This window comes from Alkanindiges illinoisensis (assembly GCF_004377485.1).
GTDB classification, from domain to species: Bacteria; Pseudomonadota; Gammaproteobacteria; order Pseudomonadales; family Moraxellaceae; genus Alkanindiges; species Alkanindiges illinoisensis_A.
In genome coordinates, this window is sequence record NZ_SNTY01000014.1 from 21438 (window position 1) to 41955 (window position 20518).

The following is a 20518-nucleotide window of genomic DNA, read 5'->3' on the forward strand; positions in this document are numbered from 1 at the left end:
AGTTGGCCGGTTTATAGTTTTGGTATTAAGTATTCACCAGACACTATTTTGGTTCGTGTACATTGGGGTACACCCATTGATGGAGCACTTGGTTGCCATGTACAAAGCGGGTTTAACAGGTTTTGCAGTAGGGCTATTGTGTGCCAGTCTGGCCGGATGCCAGCTGGCGCCAAAATCAACAAAAACATCAGGTATGGCACCGCAGCCGCGCCTTTCCACGGCCAAGGTTAAGGTGCTGGAAAGTCCGCTACTCAAAGGGCTGGTGAGCTTGCACTGTTCTGGTGTAGCTGGCTGTGAATTTGCCAAGCTCAACAATATTGTGGTGATCAATGAAGTCACCCGGCAGCCAACTGATGATGCAATTCATGCCTCGATTGTGCGGTTTGAAGACAACAGCCTGAATACCGGGCATCCCAACCGCTACTTTATTGCCATGCGTCCGGGACGTAATGAAATCAAGGTGCGGTTTTATCCGGTCACGCCCGACCGTGCTGAAAACTTTGTCCTGATTCATAATTTTCGCGCAGACCGCAATTATCGCCTGAACATGTTCCGGCAGCGTAGCGCAGATGCCGCTTCCAGCTTGCTGAGTGCTGCAACGCCAGATCCGCTATGTGTTGACTTGCTTGAAAATGACAAGGTATTGCGCCGCTTTTGCCGCCCGTTTGATCCGGCAACCGGAATGGGTGAATTTCTGGAGCAACGGGTAGGCAATTAAGGGCAATTTATATGCGTGCATGGCTAAACCTGAATCCGTTAAAAGGAATGAGGCAAAGGCCTGATTCCTGATTTTTACATAGATTTTTATACAGGCGTTTTATATCAATCCGTGGTTCTGACACATTGGCAGGCTGCTGGATATATCGCTAATAAATTGATGAGTGGAATAAGACAATGTCAAAACAGATTTTAATTTTGGCGGGTGATGGAATTGGCCCGGAAATCATGTCAGCAGCGGAACGTGTGCTCGGTGTGGTGAATGAAAAGTTCAATCTGGGCTTAAGCTGGGAGCATGGCCTGCTGGGTGGCTGTGCCATTGATGCGCATGGCGTACCGCTACCCGATGTTACCCTGAAAGCTGCAAAAAAAGCCGATGCAGTATTATTAGGCGCAGTGGGCGGGCCAAAGTGGGACACCATTGAACGCTCGATTCGTCCAGAACGTGGCTTGCTCAAAATTCGTAGTGAGCTGAACCTGTTTGCCAACTTGCGTCCGGCCATCCTGTATCCGCAACTGGCCGATGCATCCAGCCTAAAGCCCGAAATTGTGGCAGGTCTGGATATCCTGATTGTCCGTGAACTGACTGGTGGTATTTACTTTGGCCAGCCGCGTGGCATTCGTACACTGGAAAACGGTGAAAAGCAGGGCTACAACACCGATGTATATTCAGAATCTGAAATCAAACGCATTGCCAAAGTTGCTTTTGACATGGCTGGTCTGCGTGGTGGCAAGGTCTGTTCGGTAGACAAAGCCAACGTGCTGGAAGTCACTGAGTTGTGGAAGCAAACCGTGACTGAACTCGCGGCCAGCGAGTATCCCAATATCCAGTTATCGCACATGTATGTGGATAACGCCGCCATGCAACTGGTACGTGCGCCCAAGCAGTTTGATGTGATTGTAACTGGTAACCTGTTTGGCGATATTTTGTCAGATGAAGCCGCCATGCTCACTGGTTCAATTGGTATGCTGCCGTCTGCTTCGCTGGATGAAAATGGCAAGGGCATGTATGAGCCATGTCATGGTTCAGCGCCGGATATTGCAGGCAAGAATATCGCCAATCCACTGGCCACCATTTTGTCTGTGGCCATGATGCTGCGCTATACCTTCCGTGAAGAAACCGCAGCCAAAGCCATTGAAGATGCAGTAGGCAAGGTACTGGATCAGGGTTTGCGTACTGGTGACATCATGAGTGATGGCATGACGCAGGTGGGTACGCAAGCCATGGGTGAAGCCGTAGTAAACGCACTGGCCTAATCTTAGTTGGTACATGAAAAAGCTGATAGAAATATCAGCTTTTTTTATGCCTGCGTTTTGGTAGGAGTTTTTGAATATGATGTCAACGCTTTAAAGGAATTTGCTTTACCTAAAAATACATTTTGAAAATAAATCGGCATGTCATTCTCTGGACTGGCTTGCTAGGGTAATAACAACATTAAATGAGCAAACCCCTCACGGAGAATATCATGGCAAAGATTGCATTTCTGGTGCATAACTATTTTGAACAGGTGGAACTGACTGGCCCGCGTGAAATTCTGGAAGACCGTGGTCATAGCACAGTGCTGATTGCTGCGGAAGACCAGACCCTGCAAGGCATGGAAAGTGACGTGAATAAAAAGGATGAGTTTCAGGCCGATTTATTGCTCAAAGATGCCAACTATATGGATTATGATGCGCTGGTACTGCCAGGCGGTACAGTCAATGCGGACAAGATACGGGTAAATCCAATGGCACAAAAAATGGTTAAGGATTTTTTAGATGCCGACCGTCTGGTGGCAGCCATTTGCCATGCACCATGGTTGCTGGTTTCCAGTGACGTGGTAGCAGGCAAGGATATTACCGCTTACGAATCACTGAAAGATGACCTGACCAATGCAGGAGCCAACTATCAGGATGAACCCGTGGTGCGTGATGGCGATATTATCACCAGCCGCAAGCCGGATGATATTCCCGCGTTTGCACAGGCCATTGATGAGTTTTTTATCAAGCATGACTCCAAGTAACCAAAGCAGCTACAATCTGCTAAGGCCACTTAAAGCGTTGCTGATAATTTAAAACGGCTGGGTTATCGTTACCAGCCTGAATTGATGGCTTAAACCTGATCCGTTTCGCTATTGTCGCTACCAAACAGCGACCGGCGCTGTTCACGGGGAATCGCTGGGCACTGGCTGGAAATCTGGTACAGCACGTTACCAAGGCTTGGCAAATGCGTGCCCACTACCGATTTACCAGACGTCAGCAATGACACACTAATGTCACGTGCCGGGTCAGCCCAGCACAAAATATTGGAAAAGCCAATATGCCCAAAGGCCTGTCCGGTCATGGGGCCAAACAAGCCAACCGGATTACTGCCCAGCATTGGGCCAAGGGCATAACGCATTGGTGCCAGCAGCGTACGATCCAGACTGGTGCCGGAAGTGGGTAGGGTAGCCCGGAACACCGTACGCGGCGATAAAATCTGCTTACCATTATAGCTACCGCCACTGAGCAGCATTTCAAAGAAACGGCCAGCCTGTTCCGCGCTAGTGTAAATATTGCCAGCCGGGCAAATGGTTTCCATAAAGCGCGGGTCATTGGTCACGTCCACCGCCAGTTGCAAGCCACTACCCAGCACGCGATTCAGGTATTTATCTGTACCAAGGCCCGGATGCAGGCCAGTGGCGTAATTCATGGCGACCTGATCGCGCATTTCGGGTTTTAAGCCGTAGTTAAAATAATGCAGGCCCATGGGCTGTTCAATTTGCTCATGCAGGAAAGTGCGCAAATCCTGTCCAGTCACCCGTTCAATAATTTCGCCCAGAATATAGCCAGCCGTAACCGCATGATAGGCTAGCCGTGAACCCGCAGCCGATACGGGCGCTGCCTTGTATAGCCGCTGCATGATTTCATCATGGTTAAACAACAGCTCTGGCGTCACATCGCCTTCGATCTTGGGAATGCCGCCACGGTGCGCCAGCAAATGAAAAATTGTGGCACGGCGTTTACCATTCATGCCGTATTCGGGAATGTAATAACTGACCGGATCAAGCAGGTTAATGGCGCCCTGTTCATCCAGCAAATGAATCAGCATGGCCGTGACAATCTTGGAAGCCGAAAACAGGCACACGGGTGTGTCCGGATTGGCAACTTTTGCATCAACAGCCAGTCCTTCGGCAGAGTTGCCGTGCACATGACCCAGTGAGCGGTTCAGGATAATTTGCCCCTGTCGGCGCAGACAAAATGTGATGAGCGGATAGTTGCCGGTTTTATACAGTGACTCAATACTGTGCCAGATTTTATTTACCTGTTTTGTGGTCATGCCACCTGCTTCAGCGGGCTGTTCATCCTGCTGGCGGATAATGGCCGATAGGTTTTTTGGAACATGGCAGGTATTGGTAGACAGTAGTTTCACGTTCAACTCATCGCGTGCTGGCAATATTGCCGTTGAGTGTGCCAATGACCGGGCAAAAAGTCAGTGTCCAAAATGACAGGGTTTTGAAAACAATTTTGCAATCATGCAGCATTTACTTTAAAATATGCGACTGCTGTAGTGATGCACGGCATTCATTGAAGGTGATTGCGCAAGTAAGGCGCCTTTTGTGAAATTTTCGCATCTTTTATTGAAGCATCTCGGAGAGTTCTCATGGCTTTAAACAACGCAGACCGCGCTGATATCATAGAAAAATTTGCCCGCGCAGAAAATGACACAGGTTCACCAGAAGTTCAGGTTGCCCTGCTGACTGCACAAATCAATGACCTGCAAGGTCACTTTAAAGCGCACAAGCATGACCATCACAGCCGTCGTGGTTTGATCCGCAAAGTAAACCAGCGCCGTAAATTGCTGGACTACTTAAAAGGCAAAGACAGCGACCGTTATCAATCGCTGATTGGTGCACTGGGTCTACGTCGCTAAGACGAGCCAGATGATCAACTGTTCAAGCCGCTATAATTTAATGGTTATGGGCAATCGGTCGTATCTAATGAATAACTTTCATTAGAATTGGGGAAGGGGCGATTATTCGCTCCTTCTTTGTATGTTCACTGTACGGCGTAAAGCGGCTTCTAACGCCTGTTATTCAAACGATAAATAAAAAATCATTATAGATAACAGTCGTTAGGGGCCTTGCGCCACCAAAAAATGTATTAAGGAAAAATTATAGATGTCGATGTTTAATATTGTTCGTAAAGAATTTCAATATGGCCAGCATACCGTAGTGCTGGAAACAGGCCGCATTGCGCGTCAGGCCAATACTGTATTCATCACCATGGGTGGTGTAAGTGTACTGGTTGCCGTGGTTGCACAGCCAACTGCCAAAGCAGGTCAGGATTTCTTCCCACTGACTGTAAACTACCAAGAGAAGCAATATGCGGCTGGCCGCATTCCGGGTGGTTATGGCAAGCGCGAAGGCCGTGCGTCTGAAGCTGAAACCCTGATTTCCCGCCTGATTGACCGTCCGATTCGTCCACTGTTTCCGGAAGGTTACTACAACGAAATTCAGGTCACTGCATCAGTAGTTTCTTCTGACAAAACCATGCATGCTGATATTGCTGCCATGCTGGGAACTTCTGCGGCACTGGCCATTGCCGGTACACCGTTTAAAGGCCCGATTGGTGCAGCCCGTGTGGGTTTCATCAATGGCGAATACATCCTGAACCCATCCATTGCGCAGCTTGATGCCAGTGAGCTGGATCTGGTGGTTGCTGGTACTGACAAGGCGGTACTGATGGTGGAATCAGAAGCCAAAGAGCTGTCTGAAGACCAGATGCTGGGCGCCGTATTGTTTGGCCATGATGAAATGCAGGTTGCTATTGCTGCCATTAATGATTTCGCAGCGCAAGTGGGTGCTCAGCCAAGTAACTGGACTGCGCCAGCGGTTAATACTGAACTGAAAGACCAGTTAAAAGCCCGTTTTGAAGCGCAGGTTTCTGAAGCCTATACCTTAACCGTTAAGCATGAACGCTACACTGCACTGGATGCCCTCAAGGCAGCAGCACTGGCTGAGTTTGCGCCAGAAGGTTCTCAAGATAGCTTAAGTGATGAAGTGGCTAACCTGTTTGAAGACCTGAAATACCGTACCGTGCGTGACAATATCCTGTCTGGCAAGCCACGTATTGATGGCCGTGATACCAAAACCGTGCGCGCGCTGGATGTACAGGTAGGCGTACTGCCGCGTACCCATGGTTCTGCATTGTTTACCCGTGGTGAAACACAGGCACTGGTAACGGCTACTTTAGGTAATACCCGTGATGCGCTGATGGTTGATACCCTGGCTGGTACCAAAACCGACAACTTCATGCTGCATTACAACTTCCCGGCGTATTCCGTGGGTGAAACTGGCCGTGAATCCGGCCCGAAACGCCGCGAAATTGGCCATGGTCGTTTGGCGCGCCGTGGTGTGCAGGCCGTGTTGCCAGCGCCTGACCGTTTCCCGTATGTATTGCGTATTGTGTCTGACATTACCGAGTCCAATGGTTCATCTTCCATGGCTTCTGTATGTGGTGCCAGCCTTGCGTTAATGGATGCCGGTGTACCTTTAAAAGCTCCGGTTGCTGGTATTGCCATGGGCCTGGTGAAGGAAGGCGAGCGCTTTGCTGTATTGTCCGATATTCTGGGTGATGAAGATCACCTGGGCGACATGGACTTTAAAGTAGCCGGTTCTGCCAATGGCATTACCGCACTGCAAATGGACATCAAGATTGAAGGCATCACTGAAGAAATCATGGAAGTGGCACTGAATCAGGCCTATTCCGGACGTATTCATATCCTGAATGCCATGAATCAGGTACTCAACCGTGCCCGTCCAGAAATCAACATGCATGCCCCAACCTATGCTGTTATCCAGATTAATCCAGATAAAATCCGTGATGTGATTGGTAAGGGTGGCGCAACCATTCGTGCCCTGACCGAAGAAACCGGTGCATCTGTTGATATCGAAGACAACGGTACCGTGCGTGTATTTGGTGAAAGCAAGGCTGCGACTCAGGCCGCTATTGCCAAGATTCAGGCGCTGACTGCCGAAGTTGAGCCAGGTACGGTTTACACAGGTACCGTGGTGCGCATCGTGGAATTTGGTGCATTTGTGAACATTCTGCCGGGTACTGATGGCCTGCTGCATATTTCACAAATTTCCAATGAGCGTATTGCCAATGTGGCTGATGTACTGACCGAAGGCCAGAAAGTTCAGGTTCAGGTTCAGGACGTTGACCAGCGTGGCCGCATCAAGCTGTCCATGAAAGACATTCCACAGGCATAACAACAGGTCGTCTGATCTGTCATTGCTGGAATTGCTTTAAAAAGTCCGCTTCGGTGGGCTTTTTTATTGGTCGGTCACTCAACAATATAATTGTACCTTGATTAATCTTCGTGCTATCTTTTGCAGGTTATTAGGACAAAAACAAGATTGAGGACCGCATAAATGTCTACTGCCCGTAGAATTCGCCAAGGCATGGTGACAGCTGCAACCGCTGCTTTTTTACTTTCAGGTTGCTCTCAGATTATCAAAGGCGGGGCCAATATTGCCCTTGGCTTTGCCGAAAGACATATTGTTCCACCGATTATTGCCATGGATGACGCCGATATGGCTTGCGCCAGCGGCAATGCCACCACACCGCTGATCATGTCAACCAAGGCCATGGGTGCTGATCCTGCCAAGATTGGGGTTTTACTCTATACTTCAGCCGGGGTATGTGCCGAAAACAATGCATTGAATGCTGAGCTGCGCTACATGCGTGCTGCCAAGGCCAACCAGATTGAAGAAGCCAAGGATGCACGGATTGAGCAAAAACGCTGGGCCGAAACCGCAGCGCGCCGCCAATATGCCTCTTACTTGTTATTTGCCGAACACTACGAAGCCAAATATAAAATCAAGCTGGGTGATCAATGCCCCAGCATGAAAACCGATCTGGACAAAACCGTCTATCTGATGGGCATGGTCAGTGGCCTGCAGGCAGTGACCAACGACATTAACGCCGGTGGTGCGGTTAACGTCCCGAAAGATATTGCGGCCATTGTTGAACGTGGCATGAACTGCATTAACAATGAACAGTTCTGGGGCGCCCCCAATGCCATCCGTGCAACCATCTGGACACTGTTACCGGGTGCTGGCGATGGCAAGCCTGATCCGTGGCAAGTGATGAAAGAATCGTCTGCCATTGGTGAGCGTGGTGGTGTTCGCCTGCCACATGCCTTGTATGTCATTGCAGCACAGGCAACCGGTGATAAGGACAAAATTCGTGACGCCCTGCGCACCTATGGTCGTTCTATTGAGGAAGGTAAACCCGTTAATGAAAATTATCGTCTGGTTGATGCGATTGCCCGGCAGATGATCCAGAACGCTTCTGACCGTTACTGGACTGAAAATACTGGCATGCGTACACCGGAAGATGGCTATAACCATTTCTGGGATGAAAGTGCAGCCGATGATTCTGGCCTGTCACTGGATAATCTGCTGGATGATTCAGCAGATACCAGCACTGCACCAGCTGCTGATACAACTGCGCCATCAGCCGATACCTCATCAACTGACAACACGACAGACAGTGCTGTACCGGCTACTGATGACGGCATGCCAGCCAGTGACACAGTGCCTGACACCAGTAATAATGCTGACCTGGCGCCAGATGCTACTCAAGCACCAGCCAATTAAAACGCGATAGCAAAAACCGCCCGAATTCAATCCGGGCGGTTTTTTTATGGCAGGAGCACTGATCTATAATGTGGCCCAAACAACTGCCTTCGCTGCTACCCATCATCTTGGGCATTGGTCTGGTCTGTGGCTTGCTACAACTGGACATGAACACGTTTATTTATCAGCGTGACGTGATGACGGGTGAACCGTGGCGCTGGTGGACTGCGCACTGGGTACATGTGGGCTGGCGGCATTATGCACTGAACATGCTGGCATTTTTAAGCCTGCCGTTTATCTTTCCGCAGCTTCAGCGCCAGACATTATTACTTGGTCTTCTGGTATTACCGCCTCTTCTGAGTGCAGGGCTATATGAGCTGCTACCAGCAGTACAAGCCTATGCCGGTTTATCTGGCATTTTGCATGGCATCTTTGTAGTGGCTGCAATTGAAAGCCTGTTTATACAGCGCGAACGCAAGTTTGCCATACTGGTATTGGTGTGTATTGCTCTAAAAATTGGTGTTGAAAAATGGATGGGCTACAGCGAAACTGCCCAGTTCATTCAGGCACCTGTACTGATTGAATCGCACCAGATTGGGGTGTTAACAGGTATTATTTTTATTTTGCTTAAAACAGTAATTTGTTATTTAAAACATAAAAATAGTTTAACTAAACTGTAGATGGGCTTAATTTTCTGGCAAAAAAAGTGATGAATTTGGCTTTTTGTATCGAATTCCGATCAAATTGATCAAATTTAATTAAAAAAATGTTCGTAATGTCATAGTCGAGTACAAGTTAAATGGTGCATCATACTGACAAAATGCGTTTCAGGAACGATTTTCTGTCATACAAAACGACAAAAAATGTATCGTGATTTCGCCGTGAGGGTGAGAGGACTAACTCTCGTAAGATTTATCGTACAATAAGGGCAGAATGCCTATGCAATCCAATCCTACGCCAGGAGCCAAATCTGGCTTTTTAAACCGTACATGGTCGGAATGGTTTTCAACCCTTCCGATTTTTCTCATATTGGTATTAACACTCATTATTGGCACTGGCGAGATGATTCACGGCCAGCTCCTGCGTGTGGGTGAGCATCTATATGGGGATCCTGCCACTGGAGTTCAGTACTCATTCTTACGTGCAGATCCTGTAGCACCAAAATGTGAACGTCATCCTGACATTGAAGCGCAGGTTCAACAGCAGATGGCTGGTGGCGGTGCGGCCAGTGATGATGAATTTGCCGACCTGTTTGGGCCACAAGACCCGGCGCAGGTACGCCAGTCATTACTGGCAGCGCAACAGGTCTGTGAAGAAAAATATCAGTTTTATGAAAATACCCAGAAATACATTGATGCGCATCCTGGCGTAAAAGTATTCCGTGCCATTGAAACCGGTTTTTTTGCCATTTTCCATTTTGGTACTGAAAACCGCAATTTGTTCCTGGTCATTATGGTAGTGATTGCAGCGCTCACTGCGACCTTGAACAAGCACCATATTGGCTTGCGTCCTGCCGTAACCCGGATGGACTATCTGGTGCATGATGCAGCAATGCTGCTGGCCAACGGCTTTCTGTCCTATTCTGTGATTAGCTACATCCAGTCTCTGGCTAATTCCGGGGTTGCGGTTGATCCCAATGCACTGATCATTAATTACCTGTGGGCTACATTATTTATTGCAACCACCTTGATCAGTCTGTTCCGCCTGATTAAGCCACAAACACCCAAGCAGCAAGGTGGCAGTTTTGGTCTGGCCCTGATGGCTGTACCGTTATATGCCTGGATGGCAATCATTACCGGCATTGCCTTTATTTTCTTTATGGATTATTCGGTTGGGCAGGCCATTTACTTAGGCTTCTTAACCGATTACGTAGCAATTTTCCTGGCATTGGGTTTATTCATCTGGGTAGGTATGCTGTTAACCCAGACCCGGGTTATGGATCTGTTCCTGAATATTTTACGTCCATGGAATTTCTCGCCTGAAACCTTAACCTGGTTAATTCTGATTGGGGCTTCTATCCCTACCGCTTATACCGGTGCATCAGGTATTTTTGTGGTGGCAGCCGGTGCGCTGATCTATAAGGAAGTCTGGAACTCTGGAGCGCGTCGCCAGTATGCGCTGGCCGTTTCTGCCATGTCTGGTACACTAGGTATGGTGATCCGTCCATGTTTGCTGGTGGTGTTAATTGCCATGCTGGACAGTAAGCATGTCACGTCGGATGAACTGTTTGATCATGGCATTTACGTGTTCTGGTTTATTTCACTGTTCTTCCTGACCGTTTCACTGTTTTTTGCCGAGTCAAAATTCCGTATCAACTCCCCAACCGTTGCAATTCCAGGCATGGTTCGCGCGCTTGGTCCTGTGATTCCTTATGTCATCATTACTGCGGCTGTGGTGCTGTTCTATCGGTATGTACTCAATACCGAGATGAATGAGTTTACCGCGCCAATGATTCTGCCGCTGATTTTGCTGGCCATCGTCCTGTTTGACAAAATACGCCGTGAGCCAAGTTCGGCTGCCATGGCTTATGGCCAAACTGCTGATGACCATGAAAAAATGGTTCAGGAGCATCAGAAAACGTCACCATTCCTGCGTACGCATGACGCGCATGGGATTGAGCGCCGTTCTGGCTTTGAGGCTGCCATTCGTTTTGCAACTTCCGAAACGGTCGGTCACATTGGAGCCTTGATTATTCTGATGGCACTCTCTGCCAGTGTGGGTGGTCTGGTCGAAAAAACCGAGATTGTTCACCTGCTGCCAACCCATCTGAATAATATTTACATTTCCCTGCTGTTTATTGCCCTGTTGCTGGCGGGCATTGGTATGACGACCGATCCGTTTGGTGCAGTCATTCTGGTGGCAGCATCCATTGCACCAGTAGCGTATGCCAATGGCATTAATCCAATTCACTTCTGGATGATCTGTCTGGTAGCGTTTGAGCTGGGTTATGTTACACCGCCTGTGGCGCTTAACCACTTGCTCACGCGGCTCTCGGTGGGGGATGAAGAGGTCATGGCGGCTGATGCAGAAGCCAGGGCCAAGTACACGAAGTTCTACTATCGCTATGAGCGCTGGCTGCTACCGATTATGGTACTGTTCCCAGCCCTGATGATGGTGACCTTCGCGCCTTATATCTTCAAGATGTTTGGCTGGTACTAATTCATCCTCTATGTAATAAGTTTAAAAAAACGGCATCTTTAAGATGCCGTTTTTTTATGGCGTGATTTTATCGTGTGGCTTTATGCTGCCGTTTTGGTATCAGGACAGGTTAGCGTTAAAGTTTTTAGACTTAACATTTTCAGCTTTAGGGCAAGCGAATCAACTGGGAAAAACGTGGCATACATAAAATCAGCGCCAGTAAAATAATGCTCATGCCAATAATGCTTAATGAATCTGGGTATTCCTGCCATAAAACAGCAGCCCAGATGCCCGCAAAAATAATTGCCAGATAATTGGCTGGCCCAATTTGGCCGGCAGGCGCATAACTATAGGCTTTGGATAGGCAAATCTGGCTAAGCGTGGCTAGTATGCCAGCACCGCATAGCAACAGGATTTCATGCACGCTATACGTGCGCCATAGCCAGAACATTGGAATCGCAGACAGCAGCGTTCCAAACAGGCAAAAATAAAACACAATCCGGGTGGCAGGTTCAGTATCGGTTAGGGCACGTACCGTCACAAAGGCCATGGCAGCCAGAAAGCTGGACACCAGCCCAATGCCAGATAAGACATTAAACATGCCTGTATCAGGTTTGGCCACCAGCACAACGCCCACCAATCCCAAGCTGGCTGCTATTGCCATCATGGCTGTAATTTTTTCCTTTAAGAACAACCAGGCTACCAGTGGAATAAACACAGGGGATGAATAGGTAAACACCATGGCATTACTCAGCTTTAAATGAGCAATGGCGTAGAAAAAGCCATACATGGCAATTAAGCCAACAATGGCACGCCAGGCATGCATCCAAAAGCGCTCTGTTTTTAAGGAGTATTGACTGCGTGTTAACAGAATGGGCGTAAGGACTAAAAGCCCGGTTGCATTGCGGAAAAACACAATAGTTGGGTTGTCAACGGTGTGCGAGGCGAGACGAATCAGCACGCCCATGCTGGCAAATAAAAACGCGGACACCGACAGCAGTAACAAGCCTGTCATCACTGAACGCGACAAGGCAGGAGAAATAGAAATGGGAGAGGAAGTCAAAACCAATGCCTGTAGCCTGTATACGCAGCAGTATAAGAGCAAAGCATCTGGGGTTTAACACTACAAAGCCGATAAACTAAAAAATCGGCAAAATAAAAATCCTGCCTGACCAAGCCCTGGAATGCAAGGCTTGGTCAGGCAGGAATCAGAAATGCCTTAAAGGAAAATTATAAAACACAACCTTAAGCGTTTGATTTATCCAGCTGGGCCTGTAGGTCAGCCAGATATTTCTCTTTTAGTTCAACCAGCTTGTCAGAATCTTTAAGCTGTTGTTCCTGTAATGCCTTACGCTCAGTTAACTGGGCTTGCTGATCCTGTAAACGGCTAATTTCTTCACGCGCTAATGTTGCATCCTGTGGTACAGGCGCAGTCAGCAGATTAGTGTCAATGATAGAGTTGCCGGCAGGTTGCTGATTCTGGCTGGTTTCATTAGTAGAAGGCGCCAGTGGTGCTTCATTATTACGGTCAATATCAGTGGTACTTTTTTGGGTATCCTGATTAATGGAAGAACCAGGCTGCGGGTCTTTCTGGTCTCTGTCCAGGCTTTTACCATTGATCGCGTAAGAGGCAATGTAATACAAAATAAACAGTAAAATGACAACGCCCAGCATAATCATCCAACGCTTACTTTTTGGTGTTTGTTCTGGATCTTGCATGTGTGTTCTCCAATGTTCTGTTCTCTAATCACTTGAATCTTTAATGATTTGAGTCTAGCGAAGCGGTTTGAACTGCACTACACCCACTTCATCAGCTTTTGATGGTGAATTTGTAACTGTGTTTTCCAGCTGATCAATACTGGTGGGACGACGCTCGCTGGCACCACATTCCACACATTCAATCCATTCATCATCAGGCGTGGTCAGCAGCACCACACGATCCAGAGCATTGCATTTTGTACATTTTGCCCCGGCAATGAAACGTTTTTTGGGTGTCATACCGATTCTCAAAAATAGGTTGTCAACAAAACGGGTCTATTACAATGCAGGTCACGATGCAGAAACAGAATCTGGCTGATGGCTTTCAGCAGATTGCGCATCCCAGCCATTATGCCGTAATAAGGCATCCAGTTGGGGTTCGCGACCACGAAAGTTTTTAAACGCCGTTAGTGCATCTACACTGCCGCCCACTGCAAGGATAGCATTACGGAAGGCTTTGCCTGTTTCCGCATTAAACAGCCCTTCCTTTTCAAAGCGGTCAAAGGCATCACTGGCCAGTACTTCAGCCCATTTATAGGAATAATAGCCTGCAGCATAGCCACCTGCAAAAATATGGCTAAAGCTATGCTGGAAACGGTTATAAGGCACAGTTGGCAAAACGGCCACCTGCTGGCGCACTTCATCCAGAATATGCTGAATCTGCGTAGTATCCGGTGCAGGGACTGTGCTATGAATATTCAAATCAAACAGGGCAAATTCCACTTGCCGCAAGGTTTGCATACCAGTCTGGAAATAGCGTGCAGCCAGCAAGGCATTCAGTAGTTCGCTGGGCAGGGTTTCATCACGTTCAAAATGACGGCTAATCAGGCTTAAGGCTTCTTCATCCCACGTCCAGAATTCCATAAACTGGCTGGGTAGCTCTACCGCATCCCACGCCACGCCATGGGTTCCTGCTACGTGGATGACCTCAGCCTCAGTTAGCAAGTGGTGCATGCCATGACCAAACTCATGGAACAGGGTGACCAGTTCATCGTGGGTAAGCAGGGCGGGCTTGTTACCCACGGGCGGGGTAAAATTTCCCACCATAAAGGCAATGGGAAGCTGAATGGCATTACGGATCTTCATGCGTGAACGGAAACCACTCATCCAGGCACCGCCGCGTTTGCCACTGCGAGCAAACAGGTCAAAGTAAAACCCGGCAATTACTTGACCATGTTCACTCACTTCATAGTAATGCACATTGGAGTGCCATACAGGCGCCTGCTTTTCCTCAATCTGAATACCGTACAGGCGCTCAACAATTTTAAACAGCCCGGCAATGACCACAGGTGCGGGAAAGTAAGGCTTAAGTTCTTCCTGTGACAGCTTATATTCACGCAGCTTGATTTTTTCAGCCAGATACGCCATATCCCACGGTGCAACCTGATCAATACCATGGGCACTGGCTTCCTGCTGAAGTTGTGCAAGCTCGGTTTGTGCGGGTGCACGGGCTTTATCAGCCAGATCCAGCAAGAACTGTTTTACTTCATCGACTGAGGGTGCCATTTTGCTGGCCAGCGAATATTCAGCATAGTCCTTAAAACCCAGAAGCGCTGCCATTTCCTGCCGCAATTGCAGGATTTCCTGCATCAGTTCACTATTATCAAAGTGAGGATCACCCAGCTCTGAAGCACGGGTTACATAGGCACGGTAAACGGTTTCACGCAGATCGCGGTCGTCGGCGTAGGTCATAATGGCGAGATATACTGGAAAATCCAGCGTAGCCAGTGCGCCGGTTTGTTCACGCTGCTCGGCCAGTTGTTTGAGTAACCCAATACTGCTTTCGGGCAGGCCTTGTAATTGTGCATCACTAAGCGGCATGCTCCAGGCCTGCGTGGCATCCAGCACATGATTGGAAAAGGTAGAAGACAGGTCAGACAACCGCGCTGAAATTTTGCCATAACGGATTTTGGCTTCGCCTTCCAGTGCAACACCAGTCAGCTTGAAATCACGGATAGCCAGATTAATGGCAGCTTGCTGGGCAGGATTTAAGCTGGAAAAAGCAGGTGATGCCTGTACCATTTGATAGGCCTGATAAAGACCCTGATGCTGGCCAAGCTGGGTATAGTAATCACTTAAAGTCGGCAAAATATCCTGATAAACCTGCCGAATCTCAGCATTATTTTTAACTGCATTTAAATGGGACAACACGCCCCAGTGCTGCTGAAGCGCATTCTCAGCATGATCCAGTTCAAAAATCAGTTCAAGCGCGTGTTGGGCGTCTTGGAGCTGTTCCGGAAATTGCTCAATTTGTTGTTGCGCTTGTTGTAGCGCACTTTCAACATTTTGTTTTAGTTCATCCACCCCGAGCTGGCTAAAGTCCGGTAAGCCAATGCTGGCCAAAGGCAGGCTGGAAACAGCAGTATTCATCATCAATCATCTTGTTATCTAAAAACATAGACTAGATGTAAGGGCAATTGATAATTTATGCAAGCCACAATTGTTAATGAATCATCTGCAAAACCTGTCTTGTACAGCAATCGCTGTGATCCCCTTGGCAAGGGAAACGACAAGGATTTTACAAAACACCGAATTAACGGACTGGTCATTCAGCATTAGCGTTCAGGATTTGGCGTCAGCAGTGCTTCAATCAGTTTCTGATGGCGCTTGGACTGCTGGCTAATGGTCAGGCGGCAGGAATGAATAATGCTTTCAATATCATGCAGCGCACGATCAAACACATCATTAATCACCAGATAATCAAAATTGATATATTGCTGCATGTCAGTAATCGCACCGGCCAGACGTTGCTCAATCACTTCCAAGCTATCCTGCGCACGGGCAGACAGGCGTTCACGTAAATCATACTGTGAGGGCGGCATAATAAAAATCTGCTTGCTGTCCGGAAACAGGCGACGCACCTGTTCAGCCCCTTGCCAGTCAATTTCAAGCAGCACATCATGACCAGCTTCCAGTTGTTTTTTCACCTCGGCCTGACTGGTGCCATAGTAGTTGCCGAACACCTCGGCATACTCAATAAAACCCCCTTCATTCACCAGCCCTAAAAAGCTGTCTACCGTGGTAAAATGATAATGAATTCCGTTTAGCTCACCGGGACGCTGCTGGCGTGTGGTGTGTGACACCGACACATGAATATCACTCACCCGGTCCAGCAGCGCCTTAACCAGAGACGTTTTGCCTGTGCCGGATGCCGCAGCAACCACAAACAATAAACCAGACATAAGCGCTTTCCTGTATGATGAGCAATATGGGCTAGTTTAGCGAAAATCTGGCGGCCAATATAGTATGGCAACCCAGATGACGCTGGAAACCAGCGCCAAACCAATATTTTTGGATAAAAACAGTCAGTCGCCCATAATCTGGCTTAAACTTGCAGTCTGGCCAATCCGCCTTATTTAGAACGGTTATAGTGCATCAGTAAAGGTATAACATGGACATTTTATTAGCCAATCCCCGTGGTTTTTGCGCTGGCGTTGATCGTGCCATTGCCATTGTTAACCGTGCACTGGAACTGTTCGAGCCACCCATTTATGTACGCCATGAAGTCGTGCATAACAAGTTTGTGGTCGATGATCTGCGCAACCGGGGTGCAGTTTTTGTTGAGGAACTGGATCAGGTGCCGGATGATGCCATTGTGATTTTTAGTGCGCATGGTGTGTCCAAGGCAGTCCAGGCAGAAGCCAGCCGCCGTGGCCTGAAAGTGTTTGATGCGACCTGTCCGCTGGTAACCAAAGTGCATATTGAAGTCACTCGCTATGCCCGGGACGGTATCGACGCCATTTTAATTGGGCATCAGGGCCATCCTGAAGTGGAAGGCACCATGGGGCAATATGATAAAAGTGCTGGTGGCACTATTTATCTGGTTGAAGATGAACAGGATGTTGCCCGCCTTGAAGTCCGTGATCCTGAGCGCATTGCTTTTGTGACCCAGACCACATTGTCGCTGGATGATACCGCGCGTGTAATTGATGCCTTGCGTGCCCGCTTTCCCAATATTCAAGGGCCGCGCAAAGACGATATTTGCTATGCCACCCAGAACCGTCAGGATGCAGTCCGTGATCTTGCTAATCGCTGTGATGTGGTGCTGGTGGTAGGTTCACCCAACTCATCCAATTCAAATCGCCTGCGTGAACTGGCAGAACGCATGGGCAAGAAGGCTTACCTGATTGATAATGCAGATCAGCTCAATCCAGAATGGTTTTTCAATGACTGTAAAATTGGTGTCACAGCTGGCGCATCAGCACCTGAAGTATTGATTGGCCAAGTGATTCAACGTTTGCAATCCTGGGGCGCTACATTGCCACAGGAGCTGGCAGGCCGTGAGGAAAATATTGTATTCACCTTACCCCGTGAATTAAGGATAACCACCCATCAAGTTGACTGATTTCACATTTTTAAAAATATAAAAGATAAAAATAGCTAGAACTTGTAACTCATCATGCTTTTGGAGGCGTCAGTCGCCTGCTGCTTGTGTTATGACCTTGACCTGCATAATCTAGATGATAGAGAAGTGTTTGGGACGAACCTGAACAAGCTAGGGTGATGGGTATGCAAAGTCGTCGGGGCTTTACGCTGGTTGAGTTGATGGTCACGATTGCAGTAGTTGCCATCTTGGCCATGATTGCTGCGCCTTCTTTTACAGTAATAATAGCCAGACAACAATTGAATAAGGCAGTTAGAGATTTAGGCACCACACTGTCAGAAGCTAGAAGCCAAGCGATTTTGCTTAGGAAGGATGTCACTTTAACTTTAAATAGTGCTGCCATGAATACAAAAGATAACTTTTATTGGCAGCCTTACTCAGATTATTCAACTGATGATGTAAATATGAGAGCTAAAAATAATAAATTGACTAGTACGACGACAACTTTAACTTTTACTTACACAGGTGCAGTGAAAAATACGACTACTGATACTGATTTCGTTGTTTGTAATCCAATAGCTAGAGTTAGCAAAACACTAAGTGTAAGTCGCTCAGGTATTCAAATTTATAAAGCAGACGGAACCTGTTCATGATGAATAAATTTCAGAAGGGTGTTGGCTTAATAGAGGTATTAGTAGCTATGTTGATACTTTCTATTGGTATTTTAGGGTTTGTAGCATTACAGGCGCGAGCCACAGCAGCCACTACTGAAGCATTAAAACGTTCAGAGGCTTTATTAGTACTACAGGGTTTAGCAGAAAGAATACGTTTAAACTCTCAAGGTAATTATTTAGCGAGTGCGGCTAACAAAAATTGTATTACTAACATTTGCAATGCTAATGATCAGGCTCAAGATGATCTGTACTTTTTTAATAAAGAAGCAACCACTAAAAATATGAAGGTTTCCACTATTGAATGCCCTCAGACATCCACTGAACAACCAAGAACCTGTCTAATCGCGGCTTGGGATAAAACAGAACCGAATAAAGGCGCTATGCCAACCGATACTACTCAAAATATACCTTGTTTAGTTGCCGACGGTAGCAAATATCAAGATGGGGCCACTTGTTTGCTTATGGAGGTATATTGATGAGTTATTTCAATACTACCCATACTAAAGCTAAGCAGACAGGATTTACGCTAGTTGAGTTGATGGTATCTATCGTTTTAGGATTGCTTTTGGTTGCAGCTGCAGTGCAATTGTTTATAAATGGACAAATTGCATATAAAGTGCAGCAGGCCGGTGCAGCAGTACAGGATAGTGGAATTTTTGGGTTCTCTTATATTAGCCAAAGTATACGTCTTGCTAATTATGGCAACATTGGAGCAATGAATGATGAGACATTATTTGGTGGTATCGTTTTAAGCGGTGCAGTTGCAAGTACAACTCCAGCACGGGATGGTAATTTAAAAGGTTTGAAAGTAAATAGCGCAGTAATTAGTGGTGACAATTACTTAACTACCAATGCCCTGCAGGATAGTGCTTATGGAGATAAAAGCGACCAGTTAGTTATTATGTATCAAGCACCCCGTGATATGCAAAACTGCAAAGGAGAAAATGTTACTGGCCCAGTTAGAACTGTCACCACCTATACACCCGGTCAATATGTGATTGAAAGATATTACATTAAAACTACTGGAACACTCACTGCACCAGATGCTGCACTATATTGTGATTCAGCCATATTTACAGATAACGAAACCACTAGGAAAAGCACTGGGATAGCCATAAGTGATTATGGTAGTGGGGGAGTAATGATAATTAATCATGTGGATATGATGCGTATTCAGCTTATAACTAGAACTACAAGTGGTACTCAAACAATGCCTATAAACACATATCGAAGTCTTTCCATACAAGATAAGGACGACACCACTACGCCTAAAAAACTTAAGACATCCCGGCCAGCTATAGTAGGAATTAATTTAGGTTTATTAATTCGTTCAACTGATAAAGCAGGTAATGCTGATGGGGCCAAAACCTATACAATTCTAGATAAGTCAGTCACAGCCCCTGACGATGGTTATTTGCGTAAGGCTTACATTACTACGATTGCGCTTCGTAATGGGGGTATCAACGGTGAGGTAATCGTCAATGACTAGCACCCGAGTTTCACAAACTGGAGCAACGCTTATTACCGTGCTAGTGATGCTCCTCCTAATTACCATTGTAGGGACTTACGCTATGAGTCAGGGTTTGATGAATTTAAAGATTGCTACCAATAGTCAAATACAGAAAATTTTAATGCAAAGTTCTGATGTTGCTTTAAACAGTCTTGAGAAAAATTTTGCTTTGAACCAAAACGTGCGGCTCGATGCGACTCCTATAGGTCAGATTCTGCTACCAGGAAATGAAGACTGGGAGTTACAGTTTTGCTTTAAACCTTCAGAACTAAATGCCACTAAAACACTAACCAATGCCAGTTTTTTTGATTTAACTGATTATCGAATTATACAGCGTAAAGATAATACAGCAACTGGAGTTAGTGATGCTCAATCAGGTGATAAGACCAAAGGATATTGTGATATTGATACAATGTTTGCTATTGGACGTAAGGCTGTAGTAACACAAATAGCATTATCACAACCTGACGACTTGGCTGGAACTACTAAGAAATATCAATTATCTGCCAAAAAAATTGATTTAAAGCAAGGTAATACTGAAGTAAAACGCGTTAAAGTGACTGTGACATCACTATCTCCCAGTTTGGCCGCAGGTGTAAATGATGATCAAATCAAGACTTGCTTAAGTGACCGAATGATGGATGCCACGGCGATTAATAATCTAAAAGATGCTACTACAAAAGTGGCAGTAGAAACGGTAGATCAGTGTTTACGTAATCTTGGGGTGCCTGTTAATAGCCAGGTGAGTGAGTATGTAGTGAATGTGGATGACTCCAGTAGTAATCTCTAAATC

The 20518-nt window shown here is 47.0% G+C and carries 19 protein-coding genes; 13 read left to right on the forward strand and 6 right to left on the reverse strand.

Going from position 1 to position 20518, the window contains the following annotated elements; all coding sequences use genetic code 11:
• Positions 1-79: 79 nt before the first annotated feature.
• The 3 genes from E2B99_RS04060 to E2B99_RS04070 all read left to right on the forward strand — a co-directional run bounded on the left by E2B99_RS04060 (position 80) and on the right by E2B99_RS04070 (position 2720).
• Positions 80-718 carry a hypothetical protein gene (locus tag E2B99_RS04060; RefSeq protein ID WP_134243701.1) on the forward strand — a complete coding sequence of 213 codons (639 nt, stop codon included), beginning with the start codon at positions 80-82 and terminating at the stop codon, positions 716-718.
• A 176-nt stretch (positions 719-894) separates the two neighbouring features.
• The gene (gene leuB / locus E2B99_RS04065; protein WP_134243702.1) at positions 895-1974 is read left to right on the forward strand and encodes a 3-isopropylmalate dehydrogenase; all 1080 of its coding nucleotides are present in this window, start codon (positions 895-897) and stop codon (positions 1972-1974) included.
• Between the two features lie 209 nt (positions 1975-2183).
• Positions 2184-2720, forward strand: coding sequence for a type 1 glutamine amidotransferase domain-containing protein (locus E2B99_RS04070; RefSeq protein ID WP_134243703.1), 537 nt, complete (start codon positions 2184-2186; stop codon positions 2718-2720).
• Positions 2721-2809: 89 nt separating this feature from the next.
• On the opposite strand, the gene E2B99_RS04075 is transcribed toward E2B99_RS04070, so the two are convergent.
• Entirely contained in the window at positions 2810-4108 is a 1299-nt protein-coding gene (locus E2B99_RS04075) for a serine hydrolase domain-containing protein (protein ID WP_134243704.1), read from the reverse strand.
• A 231-nt stretch (positions 4109-4339) separates the two neighbouring features.
• Between E2B99_RS04075 and rpsO the strand changes: the two genes are divergently transcribed.
• The 5 genes from rpsO to E2B99_RS04100 all read left to right on the forward strand — a co-directional run bounded on the left by rpsO (position 4340) and on the right by E2B99_RS04100 (position 11480).
• Positions 4340-4609 carry a 30S ribosomal protein S15 gene (rpsO, locus tag E2B99_RS04080; protein WP_134243705.1) on the forward strand — a complete coding sequence of 90 codons (270 nt, stop codon included), beginning with the start codon at positions 4340-4342 and terminating at the stop codon, positions 4607-4609.
• A gap of 253 nt (positions 4610-4862) precedes the next feature.
• Positions 4863-6950, forward strand: a complete 2088-nt coding sequence (gene pnp, locus E2B99_RS04085) for a polyribonucleotide nucleotidyltransferase (protein WP_205669634.1) — start codon at positions 4863-4865, stop codon at positions 6948-6950.
• 162 nt (positions 6951-7112) lie between these two features.
• On the forward strand, positions 7113-8342 hold the full coding sequence (locus E2B99_RS04090; protein WP_134243707.1) for a hypothetical protein: 1230 nt from the start codon (positions 7113-7115) through the stop codon (positions 8340-8342).
• 68 nt (positions 8343-8410) lie between these two features.
• Positions 8411-9001, forward strand: a complete 591-nt coding sequence (gene rrtA / locus E2B99_RS04095; RefSeq protein ID WP_134243708.1) for a rhombosortase — start codon at positions 8411-8413, stop codon at positions 8999-9001.
• 259 nt (positions 9002-9260) lie between these two features.
• The gene (locus E2B99_RS04100; RefSeq protein WP_134243709.1) at positions 9261-11480 is read left to right on the forward strand and encodes a TRAP transporter large permease subunit; all 2220 of its coding nucleotides are present in this window, start codon (positions 9261-9263) and stop codon (positions 11478-11480) included.
• Positions 11481-11625: 145 nt separating this feature from the next.
• On the opposite strand, the gene E2B99_RS04105 is transcribed toward E2B99_RS04100, so the two are convergent.
• The 5 genes from E2B99_RS04105 to gmk form a co-directional block, all read right to left on the reverse strand.
• Complete coding sequence (locus tag E2B99_RS04105; RefSeq protein ID WP_134243862.1) at positions 11626-12474, reverse strand: DMT family transporter; 849 nt, start codon at positions 12472-12474, stop codon at positions 11626-11628.
• A gap of 230 nt (positions 12475-12704) precedes the next feature.
• Entirely contained in the window at positions 12705-13178 is a 474-nt protein-coding gene (locus tag E2B99_RS04110) for a hypothetical protein (protein WP_134243710.1), read from the reverse strand.
• Positions 13179-13232: 54 nt separating this feature from the next.
• Positions 13233-13457, reverse strand: a complete 225-nt coding sequence (locus tag E2B99_RS04115; protein WP_134243711.1) for a YheV family putative zinc ribbon protein — start codon at positions 13455-13457, stop codon at positions 13233-13235.
• A 51-nt stretch (positions 13458-13508) separates the two neighbouring features.
• Positions 13509-15590, reverse strand: coding sequence for a M3 family metallopeptidase (locus tag E2B99_RS04120; RefSeq protein ID WP_240687724.1), 2082 nt, complete (start codon positions 15588-15590; stop codon positions 13509-13511).
• Positions 15591-15772: 182 nt separating this feature from the next.
• Complete coding sequence (gene gmk, locus E2B99_RS04125) at positions 15773-16399, reverse strand: guanylate kinase (protein WP_134243712.1); 627 nt, start codon at positions 16397-16399, stop codon at positions 15773-15775.
• 209 nt (positions 16400-16608) lie between these two features.
• Between gmk and ispH the strand changes: the two genes are divergently transcribed.
• From ispH to E2B99_RS04150, 5 genes are all read left to right on the forward strand, one after another.
• The gene (ispH, locus tag E2B99_RS04130; RefSeq protein WP_134243713.1) at positions 16609-17562 is read left to right on the forward strand and encodes a 4-hydroxy-3-methylbut-2-enyl diphosphate reductase; all 954 of its coding nucleotides are present in this window, start codon (positions 16609-16611) and stop codon (positions 17560-17562) included.
• A 164-nt stretch (positions 17563-17726) separates the two neighbouring features.
• Positions 17727-18194, forward strand: coding sequence for a pilus assembly FimT family protein (locus tag E2B99_RS04135; RefSeq protein WP_240687725.1), 468 nt, complete (start codon positions 17727-17729; stop codon positions 18192-18194).
• Entirely contained in the window at positions 18191-18691 is a 501-nt protein-coding gene (gene pilV, locus E2B99_RS04140; protein ID WP_134243715.1) for a type IV pilus modification protein PilV, read from the forward strand. The genes E2B99_RS04135 and pilV overlap by 4 nt, the downstream gene beginning before the upstream one ends.
• Positions 18691-19704 (forward strand): PilW family protein, encoded by a 1014-nt coding sequence (locus tag E2B99_RS04145; protein ID WP_134243716.1) that lies wholly within the window; start codon positions 18691-18693, stop codon positions 19702-19704. The genes pilV and E2B99_RS04145 overlap by 1 nt, the downstream gene beginning before the upstream one ends.
• Positions 19697-20515: a pilus assembly PilX family protein gene (locus E2B99_RS04150; protein WP_134243717.1), complete on the forward strand. Its 819-nt coding sequence runs from the start codon at positions 19697-19699 to the stop codon at positions 20513-20515. Before E2B99_RS04145 ends, E2B99_RS04150 begins: the two co-directional genes overlap by 8 nt.
• Positions 20516-20518 lie beyond the last annotated feature (3 nt).